At 63.5% G+C, this 22,072-nt stretch carries 24 protein-coding genes and 1 tRNA gene; 14 read left to right on the forward strand and 11 right to left on the reverse strand.

The features are described 5' to 3' along the window. The first annotated feature begins 185 nt into the window (after positions 1-185). Positions 186-359 (forward strand): hypothetical protein, encoded by a 174-nt coding sequence (locus tag DH08_RS05065; protein WP_192178189.1) that lies wholly within the window; start codon positions 186-188, stop codon positions 357-359. Then, positions 356-1,795, forward strand: a complete 1,440-nt coding sequence (locus tag DH08_RS05070; protein ID WP_192178190.1) for a GMC oxidoreductase — start codon at positions 356-358, stop codon at positions 1,793-1,795. Before DH08_RS05065 ends, DH08_RS05070 begins: the two co-directional genes overlap by 4 nt. A 140-nt stretch (positions 1,796-1,935) precedes the next feature. Here the strand turns inward: DH08_RS05070 and DH08_RS05075 are convergent, their stop codons facing one another. Further along, positions 1,936-2,103 carry a hypothetical protein gene (locus DH08_RS05075; protein WP_192178191.1) on the reverse strand — a complete coding sequence of 56 codons (168 nt, stop codon included), beginning with the start codon at positions 2,101-2,103 and terminating at the stop codon, positions 1,936-1,938. Positions 2,104-2,198: 95 nt separating this feature from the next. Here DH08_RS05075 and DH08_RS05080 point away from each other — a divergent pair, with 95 nt between their 5' ends. Then, on the forward strand, positions 2,199-2,681 hold the full coding sequence (locus DH08_RS05080; protein ID WP_192178192.1) for a MarR family winged helix-turn-helix transcriptional regulator: 483 nt from the start codon (positions 2,199-2,201) through the stop codon (positions 2,679-2,681). A 4-nt stretch (positions 2,682-2,685) separates the two neighbouring features. Here the strand turns inward: DH08_RS05080 and phhA are convergent, their stop codons facing one another. Continuing rightward, entirely contained in the window at positions 2,686-3,519 is an 834-nt protein-coding gene (phhA, locus tag DH08_RS05085; RefSeq protein ID WP_192178193.1) for a phenylalanine 4-monooxygenase, read from the reverse strand. A 137-nt stretch (positions 3,520-3,656) separates the two neighbouring features. On the opposite strand from phhA, the gene DH08_RS05090 reads away from it, so the two are divergent. After that, complete coding sequence (locus tag DH08_RS05090) at positions 3,657-4,133, forward strand: Lrp/AsnC family transcriptional regulator (protein WP_192178194.1); 477 nt, start codon at positions 3,657-3,659, stop codon at positions 4,131-4,133. A gap of 113 nt (positions 4,134-4,246) precedes the next feature. Further along, positions 4,247-5,812, forward strand: coding sequence for a magnesium-protoporphyrin IX monomethyl ester anaerobic oxidative cyclase (gene bchE / locus DH08_RS05095; protein ID WP_192178195.1), 1,566 nt, complete (start codon positions 4,247-4,249; stop codon positions 5,810-5,812). Positions 5,813-5,820: 8 nt separating this feature from the next. Here bchE and argB read toward each other — a convergent pair whose 3' ends face one another. Together argB and DH08_RS05105 are read right to left on the reverse strand one after the other, a co-directional pair. Beyond that, entirely contained in the window at positions 5,821-6,714 is an 894-nt protein-coding gene (gene argB / locus DH08_RS05100; protein WP_192178196.1) for an acetylglutamate kinase, read from the reverse strand. A 106-nt stretch (positions 6,715-6,820) separates the two neighbouring features. Beyond that, positions 6,821-8,317 (reverse strand): amidase, encoded by a 1,497-nt coding sequence (locus DH08_RS05105; protein WP_192178197.1) that lies wholly within the window; start codon positions 8,315-8,317, stop codon positions 6,821-6,823. Positions 8,318-8,466: 149 nt separating this feature from the next. On the opposite strand from DH08_RS05105, the gene DH08_RS05110 reads away from it, so the two are divergent. From DH08_RS05110 to DH08_RS37075, 5 genes are all read left to right on the forward strand, one after another. Beyond that, positions 8,467-9,006 carry a sigma-70 family RNA polymerase sigma factor gene (locus DH08_RS05110; RefSeq protein WP_192178198.1) on the forward strand — a complete coding sequence of 180 codons (540 nt, stop codon included), beginning with the start codon at positions 8,467-8,469 and terminating at the stop codon, positions 9,004-9,006. Then, positions 9,003-9,722: an anti-sigma factor gene (locus DH08_RS05115; RefSeq protein WP_192178199.1), complete on the forward strand. Its 720-nt coding sequence runs from the start codon at positions 9,003-9,005 to the stop codon at positions 9,720-9,722. Before DH08_RS05110 ends, DH08_RS05115 begins: the two co-directional genes overlap by 4 nt. Positions 9,723-9,945: 223 nt before the next feature. Then, positions 9,946-10,503, forward strand: coding sequence for a fasciclin domain-containing protein (locus DH08_RS05120; protein WP_192178200.1), 558 nt, complete (start codon positions 9,946-9,948; stop codon positions 10,501-10,503). A 202-nt stretch (positions 10,504-10,705) separates the two neighbouring features. Further along, a complete protein-coding gene (gene msrB / locus DH08_RS05125; RefSeq protein ID WP_192178201.1) occupies positions 10,706-11,209 on the forward strand; it encodes a peptide-methionine (R)-S-oxide reductase MsrB in 504 nt (167 codons plus the stop codon). Between the two features lie 10 nt (positions 11,210-11,219). Then, positions 11,220-11,363, forward strand: a complete 144-nt coding sequence (locus DH08_RS37075; protein ID WP_428338281.1) for an aromatic-ring hydroxylase C-terminal domain-containing protein — start codon at positions 11,220-11,222, stop codon at positions 11,361-11,363. Between the two features lie 119 nt (positions 11,364-11,482). On the opposite strand, the gene DH08_RS05130 is transcribed toward DH08_RS37075, so the two are convergent. Both DH08_RS05130 and DH08_RS05135 read right to left on the reverse strand, forming a co-directional pair. Beyond that, positions 11,483-13,078, reverse strand: a complete 1,596-nt coding sequence (locus tag DH08_RS05130) for a DHA2 family efflux MFS transporter permease subunit (protein ID WP_192178202.1) — start codon at positions 13,076-13,078, stop codon at positions 11,483-11,485. A gap of 21 nt (positions 13,079-13,099) precedes the next feature. Beyond that, entirely contained in the window at positions 13,100-14,281 is a 1,182-nt protein-coding gene (locus DH08_RS05135; protein ID WP_192178203.1) for an HlyD family secretion protein, read from the reverse strand. A 145-nt stretch (positions 14,282-14,426) separates the two neighbouring features. Between DH08_RS05135 and DH08_RS05140 the strand changes: the two genes are divergently transcribed. Next, on the forward strand, positions 14,427-15,158 hold the full coding sequence (locus tag DH08_RS05140) for a TetR/AcrR family transcriptional regulator (RefSeq protein ID WP_192178204.1): 732 nt from the start codon (positions 14,427-14,429) through the stop codon (positions 15,156-15,158). A 54-nt stretch (positions 15,159-15,212) separates the two neighbouring features. On the opposite strand, the gene yihA is transcribed toward DH08_RS05140, so the two are convergent. The 5 genes from yihA to rpmH all read right to left on the reverse strand — a co-directional run bounded on the left by yihA (position 15,213) and on the right by rpmH (position 19,201). Then, the gene (gene yihA, locus DH08_RS05145; protein ID WP_192178205.1) at positions 15,213-15,872 is read right to left on the reverse strand and encodes a ribosome biogenesis GTP-binding protein YihA/YsxC; all 660 of its coding nucleotides are present in this window, start codon (positions 15,870-15,872) and stop codon (positions 15,213-15,215) included. Then, entirely contained in the window at positions 15,869-16,507 is a 639-nt protein-coding gene (locus tag DH08_RS05150) for a CatB-related O-acetyltransferase (RefSeq protein ID WP_192178206.1), read from the reverse strand. The genes yihA and DH08_RS05150 overlap by 4 nt, the downstream gene beginning before the upstream one ends. Positions 16,508-16,867: 360 nt before the next feature. Then, positions 16,868-18,682 carry a membrane protein insertase YidC gene (gene yidC / locus DH08_RS05155; protein WP_192178207.1) on the reverse strand — a complete coding sequence of 605 codons (1,815 nt, stop codon included), beginning with the start codon at positions 18,680-18,682 and terminating at the stop codon, positions 16,868-16,870. A gap of 14 nt (positions 18,683-18,696) precedes the next feature. Continuing rightward, the gene (gene rnpA / locus DH08_RS05160; RefSeq protein ID WP_192178208.1) at positions 18,697-19,050 is read right to left on the reverse strand and encodes a ribonuclease P protein component; all 354 of its coding nucleotides are present in this window, start codon (positions 19,048-19,050) and stop codon (positions 18,697-18,699) included. A gap of 16 nt (positions 19,051-19,066) precedes the next feature. Beyond that, on the reverse strand, positions 19,067-19,201 hold the full coding sequence (gene rpmH / locus DH08_RS05165) for a 50S ribosomal protein L34 (protein WP_008833937.1): 135 nt from the start codon (positions 19,199-19,201) through the stop codon (positions 19,067-19,069). 275 nt (positions 19,202-19,476) lie between these two features. On the opposite strand from rpmH, the gene DH08_RS05170 reads away from it, so the two are divergent. The 3 genes from DH08_RS05170 to DH08_RS05180 all read left to right on the forward strand — a co-directional run bounded on the left by DH08_RS05170 (position 19,477) and on the right by DH08_RS05180 (position 22,010). Next, entirely contained in the window at positions 19,477-20,964 is a 1,488-nt protein-coding gene (locus tag DH08_RS05170) for an ATP-binding protein (protein ID WP_192178209.1), read from the forward strand. A gap of 218 nt (positions 20,965-21,182) precedes the next feature. Then, positions 21,183-21,259: transfer RNA gene (locus DH08_RS05175), tRNA-Arg, on the forward strand. A 361-nt stretch (positions 21,260-21,620) separates the two neighbouring features. Further along, positions 21,621-22,010: a hypothetical protein gene (locus tag DH08_RS05180; protein WP_192178210.1), complete on the forward strand. Its 390-nt coding sequence runs from the start codon at positions 21,621-21,623 to the stop codon at positions 22,008-22,010. Positions 22,011-22,072: the final 62 nt, after the last annotated feature.

The raw sequence follows: 22,072 nt of genomic DNA on the forward strand, positions 1-22,072 counted from the left end.
CCACAGCGCATCAGTGCCTCTACCGGCGATCCGAAAATCCTAACCTTGTTTGTACTCAACCAGCCCGGTTACCCGGTTGTAGCAGGTCTTCCGGCGAGGTTGGCACGAAACTGGCTTTTCCTGACGGGCGTGTGCCGTTCAGGGAATGCCATGCGTGGATCGAAGCCCCCATCGAAAGACGTGCCATGACCTTCTTCACCGGGAATTTCTTCACCAGAAAAATGCCGCGCCGCATGATCGTGCAGATGCTCATCGCACTGCCGGCATTGTCGCTGTTCCGCAACCAGGCTGCCGTCGTCGACCCCGACGAGATCGTCGAGGTCAATGGCTGGATCCTCAAGCGGAGCGACGTCGCATGATTTTCGACAGTTACGAGGCCTTTCGCGCGGCCAACTTTACGGCCAAGGTCTGCATCCTCGGTTCCGGTCCCGCCGGCACGACGATCGCCAGAAAGCTTGGCGCCGCGGGCATTCCGGTTGTCGTGCTGGAGGCGGGCTCGCGCGAGTTCAGCGACGAGTCACAGGATTTCTATCGCGGCACCACGGTAGGCGATCCCTATTTCGACCTCGACATCACGCGGCTGCGCTTCATGGGCGGCTCCTCGAACCATTGGGCCGGCTGGTGCCGCGTGCTCGACAGCCAAGATTTCGAGCCCAAGGCCTGGACGCCGGACACCGGCTGGCCGATCAGCCGTGCCGATATCGAGCCCTATCTGCCTGAGGTGCACGACATCCTCGAGCTCCCCGACTTCCGGCCGGATGTGCCGATTTCGGACGACATCCGCTGGATACAGCTGATCAAGAGTCCGGCTGTACGCTTTGGCGAAAAATTCGCCGACGAACTGGACGCGAGCAGGAACATCGCCGTGGTGCTCAACACCTATGCCACCGAGCTCGCCGGCGACGGCAAGCGGGTGACCGACGCCAGGCTGTGGTCGAACGGCCAGGACGCCGGCGCCTTCAGTGCCGATTATTTCATCACCTGCACCGGCGGGCTGGAGAATTCGCGGCTGCTTCTGTGGTCGAACCAGCGCTCGAATGGCGGCGTCGTGCCGAACGCCACCGCGCTCGGCCGTTACTGGATGGAGCACCCGACCTTCGAGGGCGGCAATGCCATCCTCGCCGACTACGGCGAGTTCGAGGTCGATGCCGACAACGAGGCCTTCTTCTCGCCGACGCTGGCCGCGATGGAACGGCTGCAGATCATGAATTTCGGTATCAGGCTGATCGAAACGCCCTATCCCCATGTCAAGCGACTGATCGCCGACCTTGCCTGCACGGCGCCTGACATGGCCGAATGGATGTCCTCCAGGCTCAGCCAGAACCTGCGCTGCGCCGCCCAGCTCTATGTCGCCTGGGAACAGGCGCCTCTGGCCTCGAACCAGATCGAACTGTCGAAGACCGATATCGACCATGCCGGCGTGCCGCGCATCGAACTGCATTGGAAAAAGTCGGAACTGGAACGCCGCACCTTGCTGGAGGGGTTGAGACTGTTCGGCACGACGCTGGCTCAGAAGAATCTCGGCCGCGTTCGCATCGCCGACTGGATCGGCAATGGCGGGGACTATCCGACCAACGAGGAAACCGCCGGCCATCATCATATGGGCGGCACGCGCATGGGAACGGATGTGACTAGAAGCGTCGTCGACGCCAACTGCAAGGTCCATGGCATGGACAATCTCTATGTCGGCGGCTCTTCGGTGTTCTGCACGTCAGGCGAGTGCAACCCGACGACGACCATCACCGCACTGGCCTGCCGGTTGGGTGACCACCTTAGTAAGGTGATCGCCGTCTAGCGCAATTCCAGGAAAAGTGCGCAGCGGTTTTCCGTCCGGAATTGCGTACTTGGAGCGGGCCCAAAAAAACAGGCGGCGCCGGCACCCGGGAAGGCGGCCGGCGCTGCCTTGGGCGCGCCTTTGGGAAGATCGTACTGAGGTTAGAAGCCGTACACAGCAATGCGCACCAGCACGGCCGCGGCGGCCAGCGCCACCAGCAGGATGCCGAGGCCGATGGGCGACCCCCAGCCATACCATTCCATGGCCAGCTTGGCGTATTTGAACTCCTCCTCATGCGAGAGAGGGGCGCGGTGTTGGATCAAGCTCATCTTTTCACTCCTTGTTGGCGGCGGGTCCTTGCCTTGCGCAAGTCACAGCCGCATATTGATGCAGTCGTCTTAATGTTAGACAGATTGATAGTTAGATGATCGAAATAAATTCGTCAACCAAAAATCGCGCCGAAATGGCCGAGGCGATCAGCCTCGCCATCATGCGCTGGCAGGATACGACGCAGGCCTATGACGAGGCGGTGGGCGCAAAGCTTGGGCTGAACGTGGCCGAGCGGCATTGCCTCGGGCTGCTCTATGGCGGCCCGCAATCGGCAGGCGCGGTCGCGGTCGCGACGGGCTTGACGCCGGCCGCCGTCACCGCGCTGATCGACCGGCTGGAGGCACGCGGGTTCCTCACTCGCACGCGCAGCCTGGAAGACAGGCGCAAGGTGGTCATCGAGGCGACAGAGCGCACGCGGGACCTGTCGGCGCGCTATTACGGCGCCATTGCTCAGGAGGGGCAAAAGATGATGGCCAGCTTCAGCGATGCCGAACTGGCCGCCATATTGCGTTTCACCACCGCGGCACTCGACCTGCAGCGCGAGCAGCTTGCCCGTCTGAAGACCGAGACCGCCTGAGTGGTCAGACGGCTGCCGGGTCGAGCGCCGGCTTGCCCTTGCTGCGTCCGACGATGCCGGCCATGTCGGCGGTCTGGAAGGCATCGCGCAGGACATCGAAGGACGGCAGCACGAAATAGGCGCGCTGGAACTTGTCGATCTCGTAGCCGGTGCGCATTACCGTTTCGAGGTCGAAGGGCACATGATGCGCGTCCTTGCCCTCGACCGCGAATTGCAGCTCGGTGAAGGATGACATCAGCCCGGCGCCAAAGGCCTTCAGCGGCTGGCCGGCTTCCTGCATCAGCCCGTATTCGGCGGTGTACCAGTACAGGCGGGTGATCATCTCGTCGCCGCCGAGCGCGATCACGTCCTCGGCGTTCTGGCCATACATCTGCATGAAATCCGCGAAGACCGGCTGAGTCAGGATCGGCACATGGCCGAAGAAGTCGTGGAACATGTCCGGCTCGACAATGTAGTCGAGCTCATCTCGCGTCCTGAGCCAGTTGGTCACCGGGAAGCGGCGGTTGGCGAGATGGTCGAAGAACGGCGCGGCGGGGATCAGCCCCGGCACGGCCACGATTTCCCAGCCGGTGAGCTTGCGCAGCTTTTCGCTGACCGCATCGAAGTCCGGGATCCTGTCAAGCAGGCCAAGAGCTGCAACACCGTCGAGATAGGAGTGATGGGCGAGCTTCCGCGTCAGCTTCGTCTGGCGGTCGCACAGCGTGCGCCACACCGCCTGCTCGTCGGCGCTGTAGTCATAGCCCTGCGCCACGGTGAAATCGGCGCGGCAGACCGAATAATCGCCGCGCAGCCCCTGCGCCGCACATTCCCTTGCATAGTCGGCAACGCTCATTGTCATGGCTCTTCTCCTCATGAATTCATGGCCAATCGTGGAGCAATTCTAGCCCGAGACGGCGAGGCATATCCGCTTTGATGATGGCCTAAACGCAGCATTGGAGGTAAAAGGCGCTATCGGAAAGCTGTTGGAGAGTGAAAATGCCTCAGTTTGACGAATTCGAAATCAGGATGCTCGACATCCTGCAGCGCGACGGACGCAAGCCGGTGTCGGAGCTCGCCCAGGAAATCGGCCTGTCGACAACGCCTTGCGCGCGCCGCTTCGAGGCCCTGCAGGACACCGGCGTCATCAAGGGCTTTGCCGCCGTCATCAGCCGTCGCGCCGTCGGCCTGACGGTCGAGGTGTTCATCCAGGTGCGCCTGGTCAGCCATAGCGACGGCTCGCCGGAAAGCTTCATCGCCGCCGTTCAGCGCATGGACGAGGTGTCCGCCTGCTGGACGATGACCGGCGACCACGACTTCCTCCTGCATGTCATGGTGCCGTCGGTTGACGAGCTCAACCACTTCGTCATGCACCGGCTGATGCGGCTTGAGGGCGTGCGCGACGTTCACACCCAGCTCGTGCTGCAGAACATCAAGGGCCCGGGCCATGTGCCGCTCGCGCATTTGCGCCGATAAGGTTCCTACTGGCATTTCTGCGGGAAAGCTGCACGCAAACTGCGCAAGAGAGCCAACTCGCCATCCAGATCGCCGGGTAGGACACGCGGACCACCGTTGCAAAGGGGTCCGCCATGCACATCGTGCTGATCAATCCGCACACCGCCATCGGCAGCCGCGTGCCGGACGACCATCTGCCGCCGCTCGGGCTCCTGGCGCTGGGCGGTCCACTGCTCGACGCCGGCCATCTTGTGCGCCTCGTCGATGCGGAATTTGGTCCGATGCCGCTTGCCGTACTCATCCTCGACGCCTTGGGCGGCCAGCCAGACTGCGTCCTCATCGGCCATTCCGGCTCGACCTCGGCGCATCCGACGGCCTTGCGCATCGCGCAGATGATCAAGGCTCAAGCCCCGGCGACAATCGTCATCTATGGCGGTGTGTTCCCGACTTATCACTGGCGTGACATTCTCGCTGAAACGGATGTCTCCGACTTCATCGTGCGCGGCGAGGGCGAGGCCACTATCGCAGCACTCATCGGGGCTCTGGAGCGGCGCGAGCCGCTGTCTGAGGTGCATGGCATCGCCTTTCGCGACGATTTGCGCCGCCCCTTCGCCACCCAGCCGGCGAAGACGATCGCCAATCTCGACGATTATCGCGTCGGCTGGGAACTGATCGACCACCGCCGCTACAGCTATTGGGGTGGCAAGCGCGCCGTGGTCATGCAGTTCTCGCGTGGCTGCCCGCATCTGTGCAACTATTGCGGCCAGCGCGGTTTCTGGACCCGCTGGCGGCACCGCGATCCAGAAAAGTTCGCGCAGGAGATCGCCTGGCTGCATCGCGAGCACGGCGTCGAACTGATCAACCTCGCCGACGAGAACCCGACGGTTTCGAAGAAGGCATGGCGCGCGTTCCTCGACGCGCTGATCGCCGAGAACGTGCCGGTGCTGATCGTTGGCTCGACCCGCGCCGACGACATCGTGCGCGACGCCGACATCCTGCATCTCTATCGCAAGGCAGGCGTCATCCGCTGGCTGCTCGGCATGGAAAACACCGACGAACAGACGCTGCAATTGATTCGCAAGGGCGGCAGCACCTCCTCCGACCGCGAGGCGATCCGGCTGCTCAGGCAGCATGGCATCCTGTCGATGGCGACCTGGGTGGCCGGCTTCGAGGACGAAGGCTTACGCGACCTCTGGCGCGGCTTCCGCCAATTGATCGCCTATGACCCGGACCAGATCCAGGCGCTCTATGTCACCCCGCACCGCTGGACGCCGTTCTTCCGTATCGCCAGGGACCGCAAGGTGATCCAGCTGGACGCCCGCCTTTGGGACTACAAGCACCAGGTTCTGCAGATGACCCGACTCAAACCCTGGATGCTGTTCTTCAGCGTCAAGCTGATTGAGCTGGCGGTACAGTCGCGACCGAAGGCGCTGGCGCGCATCCTGTTCCACAAGGATCCCGAGCAGCGCCATTCGATGCGCTGGTACACGCAGATGGGCCGCCGCGTCTGGTTCCGCGAGGTCTGGGGTTTTCTCGTCCGCGACCGCCGCCTGAAGGACGGCCCGACGCTGGCCGAATTCTGGGGCGCGCCGCAGGATGCCGAGGAGGAATCGATGATTGTCCAACGCCCGGCACGGAAGCCGGCCATTCCCGGCATGGCCAATCTCGAAGCTCCGGCTGCGAAAAGATTAGCCGGCTGACAAGCCCGTTACGGCACGATCAGCGTGCCGGCGCCGTGCTCGGTGAACAGTTCCAGCAGCACCGAATGCGGCGTCTTGCCGTTGAGGATGACGACGCCTTCGACGCCGCGCTCGATCGCCTCGATGCAGGTCTCGACCTTGGGGATCATGCCGCCCGACACCGTACCGTCCTTGATCAGCGCCTTGGCCTCGGCCACCGTCAGCTCATCGATCAACTTCTTGTTCTTGTCGAGCACGCCGGGCACGTCGGTCAGGAACAACAGGCGCGAGGCCTGGCAGGCGCCGGCGATGGCGCCGGCGAAAGTGTCGGCATTGATGTTGTAGGTATGACCGTCGCGACCAGGCGCCACCGGCGCCAGCACCGGGATCATCTCGGAGCGCGCCAGGAGATCGAGCAACGTGCGGTCGACCTCCACCGGTTCGCCGACGAAGCCGAGGTCCAGCACACGCTCGATGTTGGAATCCGGGTCGATCATGGTCTTGCGCGCCTTTTCGGCGAACACCATGTTGCCGTCCTTGCCGCACAGGCCGATCGCCCACTCGCCCTCGGCATTGATCAGTGCCACGATCTCCTTGTTGATCGAACCGGCCAGCACCATCTCGACGATCTCGACCGTCTTCTGGTCGGTGACGCGCAGGCCGCCCTCGAACTTCGATTCGATGCCCATCTTGTTGAGCATGGCGCCGATCTGCGGCCCGCCGCCATGGACGACGATCGGGTTGACGCCGGATTGCTTCAACAGCGCGATGTCGCGGGCAAAGGCCTTGCCGAGCTCGATGTCGCCCATGGCATGGCCGCCATACTTCACCACCACCGTCTTGTTCTCGTAGCGCTGCATGTAGGGCAGAGCCCTGGAGAGCAGCGCGGCCTGCATTTCGGCGGTGGCGGCGATGTCCGTCATCGGTATGGATCCCAGCTTGGCATGAACGGCGGCGTCTTAGCGGGAATTGGCGCAGGCCGCAAACGGCTTTGCTGTCACAAATCGATGAAATCGCGTGCTGCGGGACCTAGGCCGGCGCCTTGAGCGGTGCCCGCCGCTTCTGCCAGCCGGAAATCTTCTCCATCTGCGCGGCGAAGGACAACAGCGTCTCCTCGTCGCCTGGGCGTCCGGCGGCCTGGATGCCGAGCGGCAGCCCGGCCGCGGTGACATGGACGGGTAGCGCAATCGATGGCTGGCCGCTGACATTATGGATCGCCGGCCAATGGGTGAACCACAGGCTCTTGTCCATCAATTGCCCGAACAGCGACTTAATCTTCAAAAGCCGGGTGAGGTGCATCTTGTCCAGCATGTTTTCGATGAATTCGTCGGCGCCCTTCGGGTCCATGCCGCCGCAGGCGAGCGGCGGGTGCGCGATGATCGGCATCAGCACGGCGTCATACTGCGCGGTCTCGCTGATCAGGCGGCGCGACGTTGCATGCAGCCGCTGCAGGATCTCATAGATCTCGCCGGCGGGAATGATCTCGCCGAAGCGGCTGAGCACGCGCGTGGCGCGCTCGATATCACCGGCAACAGAGCGGCCGACGCGCAAGGCCTCGGCACGCATGGTGCCGGCCACGGCGGAAGCCACCGTCTTGCAGAAATCGGCCATGAAGTCGCGATCGATATAGGGCAGGTCGATCTCCTCGACCGTATGGCCGCCCTCGCGCGCCAGCGCCACCGCCGTGTCCAGCGCCGTCAACGTCTCGGCCGAAATCGGCAGGCCGAGCGGCGATTTCCGGTAGGCGGCGAGCTTGAGCTTGCCGGGATCGCGCGCCGCCGCGGCGGCAAAACTGCCTTTCGGCGACGGTGCGGCATAGGGTGACAGCGGATCGGCGCCGTGGGTCAGGTCGAGCAGCAGCGCCGTATCGCGGACCGAGCGGGCGACCGCGTGGTCGACGACCATGCCGTACCAGCTCTCGCTGACCAGCGGCGTCAGCGGCACGCGGCCGCGCGAGGTTTTCAGCCCGACCAGCCCGCTGCAGGCCGACGGCACCCGGATAGAGCCGCCACCGTCCGAGGCATGCGCCGCCGGCACCACGCCGGCCGCCACCAGCGCGGCGGCGCCCCCGGACGAGCCGCCCGTCGTATGGCCCGTATTCCACGGATTGCGGGTGATGCCGAACGCGGCCGACTCGGTCATCAGCCTCAGCCCGTGCTCGGGCGAGGTGCTGGTGGCGATCGGAATGAGGCCGGCGGCAAGATAGCGCTCGGTTATCACCGAATTGAAGTCGGCGGTGAAAGCCGGAATGCGGCTGCCGCCATGGGTCGGCACGCCTTTGATGGCGATGCCGAGATCCTTGATCGCGAAGGGCACGCCGGCAAGCGGCAGCTTGCGGTCGACGGTTTTGGCGCGCGATCGCGCCGCGTCGTAGAGCGGCTCGGCGATGGCGTTGATATCAGGGCGAGTCGCCTCGGCCCGCGCGATCGCCGCATCGACAAGCTCCTGCGGCGAGACTTCTCCTTGCTTTACCAGCCCGGCCAGGCCGGTTGCATCCTGCTCCCACAACACCCGTTCAACCGACATCGCCGCCCTCTCCCGCCTGGCCGGAGGCTAGCCGCAGGCGATTTCCTTGGCAACGGCGCATGATTTGTCGGGGCAAGCAGGCGCGCCTGGGTGGTGAACAACATCGTTTCCGCGATTGCAAATATAACGCAATCGCCTAATTTGCGGGCATGGCGCCGCAGGACATCAGCAAGCTGATCGTCCGGACTTCGATGAAGGACCGGGCCGCGTTCGATCTGCTCTACAGGCAGACAAGCGCGAAACTTTTCGGCGTCTGCCTTCGTGTATTGAACGACCGGGGAGATGCGGAAGAAGCGCTTCAGGAAGTCTTCGTCAAGATATGGACCAAGGCGGACCGTTTCGCTGTCTCTGATCTGAGCCCGATTTCCTGGCTGGTGGCCATTGCGCGCAATCATGCGATCGATCGCATCAGGGCGCGGCGGATGCCTGCCGCCCATATCGACGCCGCGCTCGACGTGGCCGATCCGGCGCCGGGACCGGAGGCCATGGTTGTGGCGGGCGGTGAGTCCGAACGCATCTACCATTGTCTCGATGAACTGGAAAAGGACCGGGCGGCGGCCGTCCGGGGCGCCTATCTCAACGGCGAAAGTTATGCCGAACTTGCGGAGCGCCATCGCGTGCCGCTGAACACGATGCGTACCTGGCTGCGGCGCAGCCTGTTGAAGCTCAGGGAATGCCTGGAAAGATGACGCTGGCAGAGGACAACGGACCGGAACGTGGAGGCGACGACCTGTTCGCCGCCGAATACGTTCTTGGCGTGCTCGCCACGGACGAGCGCCAGATCGCGGCCCGCCGCATCGACACCGAAGCCGGTTTCGCCCGCCTGGTCGACAGCTGGGAAGTGCACTTTTCGCCGATGGCCGCCGCCTATCCCGAGATAGAGCCTCCGGCCTCGGTCAAACCGGCGGTCGACCGCCGGCTGTTCGCCTCCTCGTCGACTGCGACACAGCCAAGCGCCGGTCTCTGGTCGAGCCTTGGCTTCTGGCGCGGCCTTGCCGCGGCCGCCGTCGCTGCGCTCGCCATCTACGTCGCCGTGCCCTACCTCAACCCGCCGGTCGTTGCACCGCAGGAGCGGCTTGTCGCCTCGCTGGCGGCCGACGGCAGCGACGTCAAATATCTCGTTGTCTATGACGCGGCGCGCCGCGATGTCGGCCTGTCGCTGGTTTCCGGCGAGCGTGCCGCCGGCAAGGACTTCGAGCTGTGGATGATCGAGGGCAAGAATGCCCCGGTCTCGATGGGCGTCATCCCGGCTGGCCAGACCACGCACCTGGCCGTCACGCCGGCCGTCCAGCAGAAGCTCGCGCAAGGCGCCGTGCTTGCCGTCAGCGTCGAGCCGACAGGTGGCTCGCCGACCGGCCAGCCGACCGGGCCTGTCGTCGCCGCGGGCGATCTCAAAGGCATATAATCCCCCATTTTTGACTTGCGGTCCTAAGCAGATTTCAAATCTATCTGCCACGGCAGTTGGTTCCTGCAAGCATGCAAGCTGGCAAAAGATCGTACGGGGAGATTCAATTTCATCAGCCTTCGAGGCAAAACTTTTTTGTCGATCGACGAAACTCACGCCTTTCTGCCCCGTATCTCCTTGCGTTCCCAACAATGGGAAACAATATCCAGAGGAGATAGAAATCATGCGTAATCTCGCCACCCTTTTGCTTGCCGGCACGATCGCCGTTTCCGCGCTCGGCGCTGCAGCCTATGCCGCCAATCCGATGGTTGGGGGCGCCCCGATGTATGCCAAGAAGAACATCATCGAGAACGCCGTCAATTCGAAGGACCACACCACGCTGGTTGCAGCCGTCAAGGCCGCTGGCCTGGTCGACACGCTGCAAAGCGCCGGTCCCTTCACTGTTTTCGCGCCGACCAACGAGGCCTTCGCCGCGCTTCCAGCCGGCACCGTCGAAACGCTGCTCAAGCCCGAAAACAAGGACAAGCTCACCAAGATCCTGACCTGCCATGTTATCGGCGCCAAGGCGCTGGCGGCTGACGTGACCAAGATGGTCAGCGATGATGGCGGCGCGCACAAGGCCAAGACCGCCGGCGGTTGCGAACTGACGCTCAAGGCCGATGGCGGCAAGGTCACCGTCACCGACGAGAACGGCAACGTCGCCAATGTGACGATCGCCGATGTCGAGCAGTCGAACGGCGTCATCCACGTCATCGACAAGGTTCTCTTGCCGAAGATGTAACAAAGGGCCCGCTGCCGGCGAACTGGCAGCAAGCAACCCTGCCGATCGCGCGGGTCAATGACCCGCGCAATCGGCAAGCGTTCGCTCCGCAGCGTTGCTCCAGGGATGGAGCCGGTGCGGAGTGTTCGTTTTCAGGACCGTCACCGGCTTTTGATTTCCGGCTGGCAGTCTAATCTGGCAAATTGATAGCAGGAGGAATGGCATGACCCGTCGCGACTTTCTCTGGAGCGGTGCTGCCGCCATGGCATTGTTGGCCGGCACGGCGGCAATGCTGCGCATGGGAGGCCCCAAGGATGCGCTGGCGGCCGAGACCTTCGAGGTCACCAAAACCGACGCCGAGTGGCACGCCATCCTGTCCGACGCGGCCTACAACGTGCTGCGCAAGGAAGGCACGGAATACCCCGGCACCAGCCCGCTGCTCAACGAGCACCGCAAGGGCGTTTTCGCCTGCGCCGGCTGCGACCTGCCGCTCTATTCGTCCGAGACCAAGTTCGATTCCGGCACCGGCTGGCCGAGCTTCTGGCAGGAGATCCCCAATGCTGTCGGCAAGACCGTGGACCGCTCGCTCGGCATGACCCGCACCGAAGTCCACTGCCGCCGTTGCGGCGGCCATCTCGGCCATGTCTTCGACGATGGCCCGCCGCCGACCGGCCTGCGCCACTGCATCAACGGCGTCGCACTGACCTTCAAGCCGGCTGCGGCCTAGATCAGGCGAAATTGCGGCTATGAGGCGAGCGGTTACTGCCCCCGGCGCCGTACTTATCCGGCCCGACGGCTATGTGGCCTGGGTTGGCGGGCCAACGCCGACGCCGCTGGCCGACGTGCTGACCAGATGGTTCGGACCGCCTGGCGCGGCATAGCACCGGAATAGCCCATGTCCTGATATGGAGGGATGGTTTGATCTTTTAGCATGACCCCGGAAATCGTTTCCAATTTCCGGGGTCATGCGCGAGAGCGCCAGGCGGGGGTTCCGGCGCTCTCAATGGCCTCCGCCGGCACTGCCGCCCTGTCCGGCCGGCTTGCGGATGAACAGGACGAAAAGCCCCAGCGTCGCGAACAGCGCCGTCAGCATGAAGAACACGTCCATGAAGGACAGCAGCGCCGCCTGCTGCTGGACCATGCCCGACAGTTTGGAGATCGCTGCCTTGGAGGCATCGAGCCCGGCGGTCTGCTCGAAGTTGAGCGTCATGTTTTGCAGCTTGGTCTGGGCCTCGGCACTGCCCCACTGCACATGCTCGGCAAGCCTTGCATAGTGGAAGGCGTTGCGGTCGATCAGCACCGTGTTGATGAGGGCGAGGCCGACGGCGCCACCGAGATTGCGGGTGAGGTTGAACAGGCCCGACGCATTCTTCAGCCGATCCGGCGGCAACGTGCCCAGCGCGATGTTGTTGATCGGCACCATGCACAGCATCATCGAGCAGCCACGCAGGATCTGCGGGATCAGCAATTCATAAAAATCCCAGTCGGCGGTCAGATGCGTCATCCACCAGGTGCCGGTCGCGAAGCCGAAGAAACCGATCATCATCATCAGCCGCAAATCGATCTTGTTCGACAAGATGCCGGCAACGGGCGCGGTGAGGAACATCGCCAGGCCGCTGACGAACAGCGCCTCGCCGATCATCATCGAATCGTAGCCGCGGATACGGCCGAGGTAGACCGGGTACAGGTAGGTGAGGCCGTAGAGGCCGATGCCGACGACGAAAGAGAACAGCGAGCCGAAGGCGAAGTTGACGTTGCTGAAAGCCCTGAGGTCGACGATCGGCTCCTCGGCGGTGAAGACGCGCCAGAAGAACACCACCGCGCCGACGGTCATGATGATGGCGCAGGCGAAAACCGCCGGCTCCTGCAGCCAGTCGTGGTTCGGGCCTTCCTCCAGCACATATTCCATGCAGCCGAGGAAGGCGGCCATGCCGATCAGGCCCCACCAGTCGAACTTGCTGAACAGCTTGAGGTTCGGCTTGTCGAAATCGATCAGCGACCAGGCCGCCGTCGCCACCAGGATGCCCGGCACGACATTGATCAGGAACAGCCAGTGCCAGGACATGGCGTGGCTGATATAGCCGCCGACCGTCGGGCCGATGGTCGGCGCCAGCGTCGCCACCAGGCCGATCATCGGCGAGACGAAGGCGCGGCGCGACGGCGGGAAGATGGTGAAGGCGGCAGCGAAGACGCTGGGGATCATGCCGCCGCCGATAAAACCCTGGATGGCGCGGTAGACGATCATCTGGTCGATGTTGGTGGCCGTCGCCGCCAGCGCGCTGGCGGCGGTGAAGCCCGCCGCCGAAACCGTGAACAGCACGCGCGTCGACAGCATCCGGCTGAGGAAGCCGGACAGCGGGATCATCACCACCTCGGCGATCAAATAGGCGGTCTGCACCCACGGGATCTCGTCGGAGCTGGCGCTGAGGCCCGCCTGGATCTCGGACAGCGAAGCCGAGACGATCTGGATGTCCAGGATTGCCATGAACATGCCGAACACCATCGCCAGGAAGGCGATGACGCGGCGAACCGGTATGTGGTCGGCCTGCGCCGGAATGGCCGGTACCGATCCTGCGGTCAGGGTTGCGGTCGCCATGACACTGCTCCCGAGGTTCGCTTACTTCGAGGCAGCCGGCGCGGTGCGGCTGTCGACGGCGACGACGACGCTGAGGCCTGCCCGCAGCCTGCCGGTCTTCAGGACGTCCGCCGGCACGTCGATGCGCACCGGGATACGCTGCACGACCTTGGTGAAGTTGCCGGTCGCGTTTTCCGGCGGCAGCAGCGAGAACACGGCACCCGAGGCCGGCGCCAGCGACGACACCGTGCCCTCGAAATCCTGGCCGTCGGTCGCATCGACCGAAATCCTGACCTTTTCGCCGGGCACCAGCCGGGCAAGCTGCGTCTCCTTGAAGTTGGCGACGATGTAGAGCTTGTCCATCGGCACGATGACCGCGAGCTTCTGTCCGGGGCTGACAAGGTCGCCCTGCTCGACCGAACGATTGCCGACGACGCCGTCATAGGGCGCCTTGAGCACGGTGAAGGAGAGGTCGCGTGCCGCCTTGTCGTGGCTGAGTTGCAGCGAGGCCAGCGTGCTGGCAGATTCGGCGCGCTGCGCCTCGAGCACGCCGATATTGGCCTGCGCCGCCGCGATCTGGGCGTCGGCACCGACAAGCGCGGCCTTGGCCTGATCGAGGGCGGTCTGGGCGTCGTCGAGCTGCGCCTGCGTGCCGACATGCGTCTTCAGCAATTGCGCCGCGCGCTGCTGGGCGCGACCGGCATTGTCGGCCGCGGCTTGATCGGCGGTCTTCTGCGCCTCAGCCTGCTGGAGCGAGGCCTGTGCAGCCTTAGTCTGCGCGTCTATGCGGTCGAGCGTCTTGCTCAAGGTGGCGATCTGCGCCTCAGCCTGGGCTACGGCTATCTTGTAGTCGCCGGAATCGATCGTCAGCAGCGGGTCGCCGGCCTTGACCTGCTGGTTCTCGTTCACCTTGACCTGGTCGACATAGCCGGAAATCTTCGGCGAGACGAACGCCATGTCGGCCTGGACATAGGCGTCGTCGGTTGAGATCATGAAGCGGCCGTCGGTCCAGTAATCATAGCCGTACCAGGCGCCGGCGCCGAGCAATCCGAGCCCGATGATGGGCAAAAGCAGGGAGCGCACCGAGCGCTTCTTCTTCGCCGGCGCCTCGGCCGGTGCGTCGGTGACGGGCTGCAAGGGCACTTCCGGCGCTTCGGTCGACGGCGCGACCTTGGCATTGGGGAATGGACGGACTTCGGCGGTGACGGGCGCGTTCGAGGACATGATATCTCTCTATCGGACTATATAAGGGAAACCTGTTAGACTGAACCGTTCGGTTCGATATGGGCGTTGACTTAGCGCCAAAACGGGCCCATATCAAGGGCAATCGAACCGTTCGGTTCGAATTATTTTGCGAGGTGTGACTTTTATGGCCGAAACACTATCCGACGCCGGCAAGGACCAGTGCGATGTGCTGGACAGCCTGCGTCGCGGTCGCCCGGCGGCCGGACAGGATCCGGTCAAACGCAGCCAGATCATCGAAGGCGCCCGCCGCGTCTTCATCGACAAGGGCTTCGAAGCCGCGTCGATGAACGACATCACGCGCGAGGCCGGTGTCTCCAAGGGCACGATCTACGTCTATTTCGCCAACAAGGAAGAGCTGTTCGAGGCGCTGATCGAGGAAGAGCGCGGCACGATCTTCAAGAATATGTACGACATGCTCGACCGCGCCGACGATCTTCGCCAGACGCTGGTGAAGTTCGGCAAGGTGCTATCGCTCAAGATCACATCGGCCAAGGTGATTCAGGCGCAGCGCACGGTGATCGGCGCGGCGGACAGGATACCCGACATGGGCGCGCGGTTTTACGAACGCGGCCCGAAACGCGGCCATGACAGGGTGGCGGCTTTTCTCAATGCCGCGATCGAACGCGGCCTGCTCAAGATCGACGATGTCGATCTTGCCGCCTATCAGTTCACGGAACTGTGCCTGGCCGGCCTTTTCCGCCAATGCATGTTCGCCTACCGTACCAAGGCCCCGAGCCAGGAGGAAATCGACCATGTCGTCAGGTCGGGTGTCGCCATGTTCCTGAAGGCCTACGGCACCGAAAGGCTTGCCGAGGAAGAAAGCCACCAGATGATTGCGCTGGAGGCGAAGCGCTGACTTGTTGGCGCAATTCCGGACGGAAAACCGCTACGCACTTTTCCTGGAATTGCTTTAGCCACCATTGGCGGCGAGCACGATCGCTGCGCGCAATTCCTCGAGGCCCTCGCTCTTCTCCGACGATGTCGCCAGAACGAACGGAAACGCTGCCGGCCGCTTCTTGATCTTGGCAAGCGTCTCCTCAATCAGCCGCGGCACGCCGGCCGCCTTGATCTTGTCGGTCTTGGTCAGCACGATCTGGTAGGACACAGCCGCCTTGTCGAGCAGCGACAGCACTTCGTCGTCCTTGGCCTTGATGCCGTGGCGGGCGTCGATCAGCACATAGACGCGTTTCAGCGTCACGCGGCCCTTGAGATAGTCGAAAACCAGCTTCGTCCAGTCGTCGACCTTTTCCTTCGGCGCGCTCGCATAGCCGTAGCCCGGCATGTCGACCAGCGCCATCGGCGGCAGGTCGGTGCCTTCGCCAGAAAACCCGCCCGGTACGAAATAGTTGAGCTCCTGCGTCCGTCCCGGCGTGTTGGAGGTGCGCGCCAGCCCCTTCTGGTTGACCAGCGCGTTGATCAGCGACGACTTGCCGACATTCGAACGGCCGGCGAAGGCGATCTCCGGCGGCCCCTCCGGCGGCAGGAATTTCATCGCCGGCACGCCGCGGATGAAGATCCAGGCCTGCGTGAACAGTTCGGGAGCGATCACGGTCTTGTCCAGGGCGTTCAAACGGCGGCCTCCAGCCGGGCAATGTCTGCGCCCCTGATGGCATTGAGGTTGCGGCTGATCTTGTCTACCGGCCAGTTCCACCATGCCGCCATCAGCAGCCGCCGGACTGTCTTGTCGTCGAAGCGCATTTTCACCACCTTGGCCGCATTTCCGGCAACGATCGCATAGGGCGGCACGTCGTGCGTGACAACCGACTTTGCCGCAACGATGGCGCCATGGCCGATCGTCACACCGGGCATTATCACCGCGTCCATGCCGATCCATACATCATTGCCGAGCACCGTGTCGCCGCGTATTTCCTTCGACCATGTCCTTGGGTCGAAACCCTCTTCCCAGCCATGGCCGAAGATGTTGAACGGATAGGTCGAGAAGCCGGACATGGCGTGGTTGGCGCCGTTCATGATGAAGCGCGCGCCCTCGGCGATGGCGCAGAACTTGCCGATGATCAGTCTGTCGCCGATGAACGGGTAGTGGTGCAGCACGCAGCGCTCGGCAAATTTGTCGGGCCCGTCCGGGTCGTCATAATAGGTGAAGTCGCCGATTTCGATGTTCGGCGCGTTGACCAGCCCTTTCAGGAAACCGACGCGCATATGCATCGGGATCGGATGCTTGATGTTTGGGTTGGGTCCGCTCATGGCCTGGCTCCGTATCATCTCGGGCAGGTCCAAAATAGCGTGATTTGGGGCGAGATAAACCGGGGTCCCGCGAAGGACGACAGGACCCCGGTCGCCGGGACGGCCTCCCAAACACCGGCGCGTCTGCGCCGGAAGCCGTCACCGTGGCGTGGTGTCTTGCCGCGACTGATAACATGACGATCGGCAAAACCCCTTCGCCGCTTCCCTCGAGACGGCGTGCCGCCGCGCGCTGCGAGGTCGCAACACAACAGCTACGGCGCGCGGCGAGCCGGAGTTTCGCCGGTTACAGAATGTGATCCGGCAGCAAAAACCCCGGACGAACCGGGGTTTTCGAAACCTTGTGGGGGTCGGGGGCGCCCGCTATTCCGCGGGCGAGGGTTTCTTGCGGAACAACGCCACCAGATTGTCCCATAGCTCGATCTTGGCGCCCTGGCGCTTCATGATCACGCCTTGCTGCAGGATCGACAGCAGGTTGTTCCAGGCCCAGTAGATGACCAGGCCGGCGGGGAAGCCCGCCATCATGAAGGTGAAGATCACCGGCATCCAGGTGAAGATCGCGGCCTGCGTCGGGTCCGGCGGCGTCGGGTTCATGCGCATCTGCAGGAACATGGTGATGCCCATGACCAGCGGCCAAACGCCGATCATCAACATATGCGGCAGCGTGATCGGAATGAGACCGAACAGGTTGAACAGCGATGTCGGATCGGGTGCGGCCAGATCCTGGATCCAGCCGAAGAACGGTGCGTGCCGCATCTCGATGGTGATGTAGAGCACCTTGTAGAGCGCGAAGAACACCGGGATCTGCAGCGCCACCGGCCAGCAGCCGGCGATCGGATTGATCTTCTCCGTCTTGTAGAGCTCCATCATCGCCTGCTGCTGCTTCATCTTGTCGTCCGCGTATTTCTCGCGGATCTCGAGCATCTTCGGCTGCACCTTCTTCATGTTCGCCATCGACGCGTAGGACTTGTTGGCGAGCGGGAAGAAGATGGCCTTGACGACGACGGTGGTGGCGAGGATGGCCAGGCCGAAATTGCCGAAGAATTTGTAGAGCGTGTCGATCAGCCAGAACATCGGCTTGGTGATGAAGTGGAACCAGCCCCAGTCGATCAGCAGGTCGAACCGCTTGATGTTGCGATCCTCGGCATAGGCATTGATCTTGGCCACTTCCTTGGCGCCGGCGAAGACCTCGGTCTCGACGGTTGCCGACTGGCCGGCGTCGACATTGATCGGGTCGGTCAGGAAGTCGGACTGGTAGCGATGCCGGCCATCCTCGAAATAGGCATAGCGTGGCTGGAACGGTTGCTTCTCGGTCGGCACCAGCGTCACCGCCCAGTACTTGTCGGTGATGCCGAGCCAGCCGTCGGTCGACTTGCCCGGCTGGAACTGCTTGTCCTTTTCGATGGACGCGTATTTGTGTTCCTGCAGGCCTTCCGTACCGGTGAAGCCGATCAGGCCCTCATGCAGCACATAGATGCTGGCGACGGCCGGCTTGTCGAAGCGGGTGACGCGGCCGTAGTTGAACAGCGAGACGGCGGTGGCGCCGGAATTCTGCACCGTATCGGAAACGGTGAACATGTAGTTGTTGTCGACCGAGAAGGTGCGCTTGAAGGTCAGGCCCTTGTCGTTCGAATAGGTCAGCGTTACCGGCGTCGCCGGCGTCAGCGTTGCATTGCCGTCAACCTTCCACACCGTGTCCGCGCCCGGCACCGCGCCGGTCTTGTCGTTGCCGACAAAGCCGATCTCGGCAAAATAGCCATTGGGCAGCACCGACGGGTTGAGCAGTTCGATCTCCGGCGAATTCTTGTCGACCGTTTCCGTGTAGTGCTTGAGCTTGAGGTCGTCGAGGCGCGCGCCGGTGAGGTTGATCGAGCCCTCGAGGCTCGGCGTGTCGATCTTGACGCGCGCCGTCGCCGCCAGCGCCTGCTCGCGGCTGGCCGCCGTGACGGCTTCGCCGCCGGGCGCGTTGGGAATGGCGCCCTGCGGCGGCACCGGCGTTCCGGCAGCACCTGGATTGGCGCCTTCGGCGGCCTTCTTCTGCTCAGCCACCCGCTGCTCTTCGATGCGGGCCGCCTCGCGCTGGGCTTCGACGCGCGGGTTCATGTAGAACACCTGCCAAAGCGTCAGGATCAGCACCGACAGCGCGATGGTGATGAAGAAGTTACGATTGTTTTCCATCGAAAGCCCTTGGCCTATCGTGTTCCGCGCAGTCGGCGTGAGAGTTCGGCCTTCAACTGGCCGAACGGAATGGTAAGCACATCTTCACGCCCGACGATGACATAGTCATTGCCGGGCGCCATGTCATCGGCCGCATGCGTGCGCACGGCTTCCCTGAGCCGCCGCCTGACGCGGTTGCGGACGACCGCATTGCCGACCTTCTTGGTGACGGTGTAGCCGACGCGCGGCGCAAGGTCGTCGCCACGGTCGAGAACTTCAACGAGAAAAAGCCGCCCGCGCCGCTTTTCACCGCGGCGGACGGCCAGAAAATCCGCGCGCTTCAGAAGCCGCTTGGGATTTGGTCCCACTGGCTTGCCGGTTGCGGGCAACGATCTCGTCTTCCGTTCAGGCGCTGAGCCGCTTGCGGCCGCGGTTGCGGCGAGCTGCGACGACGCCGCGACCACCCTTGGTGGCCATGCGGGCACGGAAACCGTGCCGGCGCTTGCGGACGAGTTTAGACGGTTGGTAGGTACGCTTCATTTGTTTTAATACCGCGGGGTGCGGCCCTTCTTGATTCTGTCACTGTGTAACAGGAGCTTTGCCGGGCCGGTTTAGGCGCGATCGAAACCGCGCCGGGACGAATGGCCCGAGCGTGAGCGGGCTTATAGAAAGAAGGGTTTTGGAAGTCAATCCGGGGCAGCGGGCCGGGTTGTCGCGGTCTTTCGGGCGACCATATTTGATCGCCCAAGGATGAAATTGGCAAAAAAGCCGCAATCGCCTAATCTTGGCTGTTCAAGTGTTTGTGAAGACGCTGCATGAGTGAAGCCCTAGCCACGGACGAAAAAGCCGGACCGGTGACCACCGCCGCCCGTACGGTGCCGCTGTCGCGTGGGCTGTCGACCAAGCTTCTCCTGCTCACCATCGTCTTCGTGCTCTTGGCCGAAGTCCTGATTTTCCTGCCCTGGATCGCCAGCTACCGGTTGAGCTGGCTGAAGGAGAGGCTGGGCACGGCGGCCGCGGTATCGGTCGTGCTGGTGCAGGGCGAGCCCAATTCGCTGTCGCGCACCGCCCAGAACGACGTGCTGATGGCGATCGGCGCCAAGGCGATCGCCGTGCGCGACGGCGGCGTCTCCAGGCTCCTGGTGGTGTCCGACATGCCGCCGCAGGTCGACGAGCACATCGACATCGCCAGTGTCGGCCTGGTCGAGGGCATGAGAGGTGCACTCGACACGCTGTTCTTCGGCGGCAATCGCATGCTGCGCGTTTTCGGGCCGGTGGGCGAGAGCGACAAGGAATTCGAGCTGATCATGCCCGACTACGCCTTGCGCAACGCCATGCTCATCTATTCGCGCAACGTCGCCTTCGTCTCGCTGCTGATCTCGCTGTTCACCGCCATGCTCGTCTATGCCGCGATCGACCTGATCATGATCGGCCCGATCCGCACCATGACCCGTTCGATGCTGTCCTTCTCCGAGGCACCCGATGACCCCGGGCGGATCATTCGTCCGGCCGCCCGCGCCGACGAGATCGGCGTTGCCGAGCGCGAGCTGTCGCAGATGCAGGAACGGCTGCAGAAGATGCTGACCGAGCAGAAGCACCTCGCCGATCTCGGCCTCGCCGTGTCGAAGATCAATCACGACATGCGCAACATCCTCGCCTCCGCGCAGCTGATCTCGGACCGCTTGCGGCAGGTGAAAGATCCAACCGTGCAGGCCTTCGCGCCAAAATTGCTGCGCGCGCTTGACCGCGCCGTGTCCTATTCCGAAGGCGTGCTGGCCTATGGCCGCACCCAGGAGCCGCCACCCTCGCGCCGGCGGCTGCGGCTGCGCCAGCTGGTCGAGGACGTGCACGGCCTGCTCGACATCGAGGAAGGCATCGAGTTCGTCAATGCCGTCGAGCTGGCCTTCGAGGTCGACGCCGATTCCGACCAGCTGTTCCGCGTGCTCACCAATCTTTGCCGCAACGCCGTGCAGGCGATGGCGGCGGACACCGAGGACGCCGTGGTGCGCCGGCTGGCGGTATCGGCCGAGCGCATGGGCAGCGTCAGCCGCATCACCGTCACCGACACCGGCCCCGGCCTGCCCCCGAAGGCGCGCGAGAACCTGTTCGCGGCGTTCCGCGGCTCGGCCCGCAGCGGCGGCACCGGCCTCGGCCTGGCCATCGCCTACGAGCTGATCCGCGCCCATGGCGGCACGGTGGAGCTGGTAGAGAGCATTGGCGGCCGCACCACCTTCGCCGTCACCATCCCCGACCAGCCGGTCCGGTTCGACCAGGCTCGCGGCAGCCTGCGCCGCCCGGCCTGACCGAAACGAATTCCAGGAAACCAGGAAAGGTGCGCGACGGCTTTCCGCCCGCAATCTGCAGGAACAGGCAGCCGGTCAAATCGCCTGCCCGAAATGCCTGCGACAAAACTTTTGCCGGATCGGCTTGCTTTTCGGAAATTCAGTCGCTAGGGAACACGTCTCGTCGCGACCGGTCGTCACGATCGGATCGCGGGGCTATGCAAAGCATGGCCTGTTGCGCGCCCGTAGCTCAGCTGGATAGAGCACCAGACTACGAATCTGGGGGTCAGGAGTTCGAATCTCTTCGGGCGCGCCAACTATCCTCCTACCCCGACCGCAGTCACCTCTTCGTGCCAGTCATTCGGCGCGAAACACGCGGATCATCCTAAGCCGCCCCCCGATCGTAATCCGGAGATGGAGCCAGTGACGTCAAGGCGCCGGCTCCAACGATTACGCAGCGAAACGACCAAAGGTCGCGCAGACTGGCTGGTCGCGTCGGTATTCGGACCGAAACCGGAGGCCCTGCGTTTGGCCCGTCCGGCGGGACAGTTGCGCCAAGGCCGGCGTATGGTTGGCGAGGGGTCCTTTCGTCCGCCGCATCGCCAGACGATGATCACCGCACTGCCGCAAAAGAGGCGCAACATTTCCCGATCAGCTGATGATTGGAGGAATGATAGATGAGGCGCGAGGTAGTTCTTGGCGTATTGACTGCGGCCAATTTGGTTTTGCTCTTGGGAATCGGGTTGACGCAAGTTTTGCCGGCGACCGCACAGGGCGGCATGGGCATCCTTCGCGGCAGCGCCTTCGAACTCGTGGACCCCCGGGGGCGGGTGCGCGCCAGCCTGTCCATCCAGCCCGAGGTCGAAGGGGCGAGCGAAACCGTGCTGTTCCGGCTGATCCACCCCAACGGCCAGCCCTCGGTAAAGATCAGTGCTTCGATGACCGGAGCGGGCTTAAGCTTCGTCGGAGGCGACGACGAGAGCTACATTATCCTCGAAGCGGACGGGCCCGAAAGCCGGCTCAAGATGGTGGAGCAGGGCGGGCGCGAGCACCTGGTCTCGCCCTAGGTCCAATCGACATTCAGGATTCAAATTTGCGTTGAGGCATGATTCATAGGCTTCCAGATTCG

The organism is Mesorhizobium amorphae, from assembly GCF_014843845.1.
GTDB lineage: Bacteria > Pseudomonadota > Alphaproteobacteria > Rhizobiales > Rhizobiaceae > Mesorhizobium > Mesorhizobium amorphae_A.

What these genes read in the sequence shown, in the direction of transcription:
- DH08_RS05065 (WP_192178189.1), top strand. Translation starts at nt 186, where the DNA reads ATGACCTTCTTCACCGGGAATTTCTTCACCAGAAAAATGCCGCGCCGC.
- DH08_RS05070 (WP_192178190.1), top strand. Translation starts at nt 356, where the DNA reads ATGATTTTCGACAGTTACGAGGCCTTTCGCGCGGCCAACTTTACGGCC.
- DH08_RS05075 (WP_192178191.1), bottom strand. Translation starts at nt 2,103, where the DNA reads ATGAGCTTGATCCAACACCGCGCCCCTCTCTCGCATGAGGAGGAGTTC.
- DH08_RS05080 (WP_192178192.1), top strand. Translation starts at nt 2,199, where the DNA reads ATGATCGAAATAAATTCGTCAACCAAAAATCGCGCCGAAATGGCCGAG.
- phhA (WP_192178193.1), bottom strand. Translation starts at nt 3,519, where the DNA reads ATGACAATGAGCGTTGCCGACTATGCAAGGGAATGTGCGGCGCAGGGG.
- DH08_RS05090 (WP_192178194.1), top strand. Translation starts at nt 3,657, where the DNA reads ATGCCTCAGTTTGACGAATTCGAAATCAGGATGCTCGACATCCTGCAG.
- bchE (WP_192178195.1), top strand. Translation starts at nt 4,247, where the DNA reads ATGCACATCGTGCTGATCAATCCGCACACCGCCATCGGCAGCCGCGTG.
- argB (WP_192178196.1), bottom strand. Translation starts at nt 6,714, where the DNA reads ATGACGGACATCGCCGCCACCGCCGAAATGCAGGCCGCGCTGCTCTCC.
- DH08_RS05105 (WP_192178197.1), bottom strand. Translation starts at nt 8,317, where the DNA reads ATGTCGGTTGAACGGGTGTTGTGGGAGCAGGATGCAACCGGCCTGGCC.
- DH08_RS05110 (WP_192178198.1), top strand. Translation starts at nt 8,467, where the DNA reads ATGGCGCCGCAGGACATCAGCAAGCTGATCGTCCGGACTTCGATGAAG.
- DH08_RS05115 (WP_192178199.1), top strand. Translation starts at nt 9,003, where the DNA reads ATGACGCTGGCAGAGGACAACGGACCGGAACGTGGAGGCGACGACCTG.
- DH08_RS05120 (WP_192178200.1), top strand. Translation starts at nt 9,946, where the DNA reads ATGCGTAATCTCGCCACCCTTTTGCTTGCCGGCACGATCGCCGTTTCC.
- msrB (WP_192178201.1), top strand. Translation starts at nt 10,706, where the DNA reads ATGACCCGTCGCGACTTTCTCTGGAGCGGTGCTGCCGCCATGGCATTG.
- DH08_RS05130 (WP_192178202.1), bottom strand. Translation starts at nt 13,078, where the DNA reads ATGGCGACCGCAACCCTGACCGCAGGATCGGTACCGGCCATTCCGGCG.
- DH08_RS05135 (WP_192178203.1), bottom strand. Translation starts at nt 14,281, where the DNA reads ATGTCCTCGAACGCGCCCGTCACCGCCGAAGTCCGTCCATTCCCCAAT.
- DH08_RS05140 (WP_192178204.1), top strand. Translation starts at nt 14,427, where the DNA reads ATGGCCGAAACACTATCCGACGCCGGCAAGGACCAGTGCGATGTGCTG.
- DH08_RS05150 (WP_192178206.1), bottom strand. Translation starts at nt 16,507, where the DNA reads ATGAGCGGACCCAACCCAAACATCAAGCATCCGATCCCGATGCATATG.
- yidC (WP_192178207.1), bottom strand. Translation starts at nt 18,682, where the DNA reads ATGGAAAACAATCGTAACTTCTTCATCACCATCGCGCTGTCGGTGCTG.
- rpmH (WP_008833937.1), bottom strand. Translation starts at nt 19,201, where the DNA reads ATGAAGCGTACCTACCAACCGTCTAAACTCGTCCGCAAGCGCCGGCAC.
- DH08_RS05170 (WP_192178209.1), top strand. Translation starts at nt 19,477, where the DNA reads ATGAGTGAAGCCCTAGCCACGGACGAAAAAGCCGGACCGGTGACCACC.
- DH08_RS05180 (WP_192178210.1), top strand. Translation starts at nt 21,621, where the DNA reads ATGAGGCGCGAGGTAGTTCTTGGCGTATTGACTGCGGCCAATTTGGTT.